General features: G+C 73.1%; 3 protein-coding genes. 2 read left to right on the forward strand and 1 reads right to left on the reverse strand.

The window, feature by feature from the left end:
• Positions 1–36: 36 nt before the first annotated feature.
• Complete coding sequence (locus FDZ70_09460) at positions 37–984, reverse strand: D-alanine--D-alanine ligase (protein TLM69761.1); 948 nt, start codon at positions 982–984, stop codon at positions 37–39.
• 148 nt (positions 985–1,132) lie between these two features.
• On the opposite strand from FDZ70_09460, the gene FDZ70_09465 reads away from it, so the two are divergent.
• Together FDZ70_09465 and FDZ70_09470 are read left to right on the forward strand one after the other, a co-directional pair.
• On the forward strand, positions 1,133–1,909 hold the full coding sequence (locus FDZ70_09465; GenBank protein TLM69762.1) for an alpha/beta hydrolase: 777 nt from the start codon (positions 1,133–1,135) through the stop codon (positions 1,907–1,909).
• A 4-nt stretch (positions 1,910–1,913) separates the two neighbouring features.
• A partial coding sequence (locus FDZ70_09470; GenBank protein TLM69763.1) for a hypothetical protein occupies positions 1,914–2,301 on the forward strand: 388 nt, incomplete at its 3' end.

Below are 2,301 nucleotides of genomic sequence, written 5' to 3' on the forward strand. Positions count from 1 at the left end.
GGCTCGTGCACGGGGACGCGGCGGGGGCGTAGGGCGCTACCCCCGCGCCAGCGCCGCCTTCACGAGCCGGTCGACGAGCCCCTCGAACCCGAGCCCGCTCTCGTCGGCGCACAGCGGCACGATGCTCGTGTCCGTCATCCCCGGCTGGGTCGAGATCTCGAGCACCTGCGGCGTGCCGTCGGCGGTGACGACCGCGTCCATGCGCGAGATGTCGCGGCAGCCGAATCGCTTGTGGATGGCGAGCGCGGTCTCGGTCGCGCGAGCGAGCACGTCGTCGGGCAGGCGGGCGGGCACGAAGTACTCGGTCTCGCCGGCGGTGTACATCGCGTCGAAGTCGAACTGGCCGCCCTTCGGCACGATCTCGACGGCGGGCAGCGCCTCGACGTCGCCGTTGCCGCCGAGCACGGGCACGGCGATCTCGGTGCCCTCGACCCACTTCTCCACGAGCACCTTGTCGTCGTAGCCGAGCGCCGCGAGCATGGCGTCGGCGAGGTCCTCGAACCGCTCGACCCGCGCGATGCCGAGCGCCGAGCCCTGCCTCGCCGGTTTCACGCACACCGGGTAGCCGCCGATCGCGTCGCCGATGCGTTCGAGCGTGCGCGCCGCGCCCATCTCCTTGATGGCGTCGGCGGAGAAGGCGACCCACGCGGGCGTGGGCACGCCGTCGGCGAGCAGTACGCGCTTCGTGAGGTCCTTGTCCCACGCGAGCATGCTCGCGAGCGCGCCGCAGCCGGTGTACGGGATGCCGAGGAAGTCGAGCAGCTCTTGGATCATGCCGTCCTCACCGAACTGACCGTGCAGCGCGATGTGGACCGCGTCGGGCTTCTCGGAACGCAGCGAGTCCACGAGCCCCGGCCCGATGTCGAGCGGCACGACGCGGTAGCCGAGCGACTCGAGCGCGGCCGTGACGCGCGCGCCGCTCTTGAGCGAGATGTCGCGCTCGAGCGAGCGGCCGCCGAGCAGGACCACGATCTTCTGGGTCACCTCTGCGCCTCCCTGAGGATCCGCGCGCGAACGGGTATCGGTACGGTGTCGGCCGGGCGGACCCGGCGGTAGGGGTAGTCTAGACTATGTGGTGTCCCCCTACGCGCGCGCCGCATGCGCGCGTGCCCGCGACGAGACGGCGGCACCGTTGCCTGCGAGCACGATCGACGGCCTGAGCGTGAACCACGAGACCACGGGCGCCGGCCCGGCGGTCGTGCTGCTGCACGGCTGGGGCGGCTGCATCGCGAGCATGGGCCCGCTCGCGAACGCGCTGCGCGACGAGTACACGGTCGTCAGCGTGGACCTGCCGGGGTTCGGGGCGAGCGCGCAGCCTGCCGAGACCTGGGGCAGCGCCGACTACGCGCGCTGCATCGCCGTGCTGTTGCGCGAGCTCGGGCACGAGCGCGTACTCGCGGTGGTGGGCCATTCGTTCGGCGGCAAGGTGGCGCTGCACCTGGCGCTGCAGGAGCCGGGCGCGGTCGGGTCGCTCGTGCTGGTGGGCACGCCGGCGGTGCGGCTGCCGCTCTCGCCGAAGGTCCGGCGGCGGATCGCGCGGGTGAAGTTCGCGAAGAAGCTGGCGAAACGGCTTCCCGGCCCGCTGCGCGCGGCGGTCGACCGCCGGATGGCTCGGCTCGGCTCGGACGACTACCGTGCGGCCGGTTCGATGCGTGACACGCTCGTGCGCAGCGTCAACGAGGACATGCGCGACCTGCTCGGGGGCGTGAGCGTGCCGACGCTGCTGGTCTGGGGCGCGGCGGACGTCGCCGCCCCGCCCGAGATCGGGCGCATCATGGAGTCGGAGATCGCCGGCAGCGGGCTGGTCGTGCTCGACGGGTCGGGGCACTTCCCGTACCTCGACGAGCCGCTCAAGTTCAACGCCGTGCTGCGGAGCTTCCTCGCGTCGATGCGTGGGAAGGGGGAGTGAGCGCGTGAGCTGGTGGGTGGCGTTCGCGGCGACGGTCTGCCTGATCGCGTCTGCGAGCAGGCTCAAGCGCGCGCTGCACATGCTGCAGCTCGACGGCTATCGGCTCGAGCGCTACCTGCGCCACCTGCGCGAGCGTGCGACCTGGGCGCAGATCGCCCAGGAGGCGGCGTTCGCGGCAGTCGCCGCGGCCGGCGCGCTGCTCGGCCGCCCATGGTGGGCCGCGACCGCGTGGGTACTCGCGCTCGCGGCGCTCGCCCAGACCGCGCGGCTGGTCTGGCTCGCGTGGGTGCGGCCCTCCAAGCTGAAGCTCGCGATGACCGCGCGCGCGTGGCGGCTCGCGTCGCTCAGCTGGGCGCTCGCGCTCGCGTCGGGCGCGGCGCTGCTGGCGGCGT

The organism is Actinomycetota bacterium (genome assembly GCA_005774595.1).
Classification (GTDB): Bacteria; Actinomycetota; Coriobacteriia; order Anaerosomatales; family D1FN1-002; genus D1FN1-002.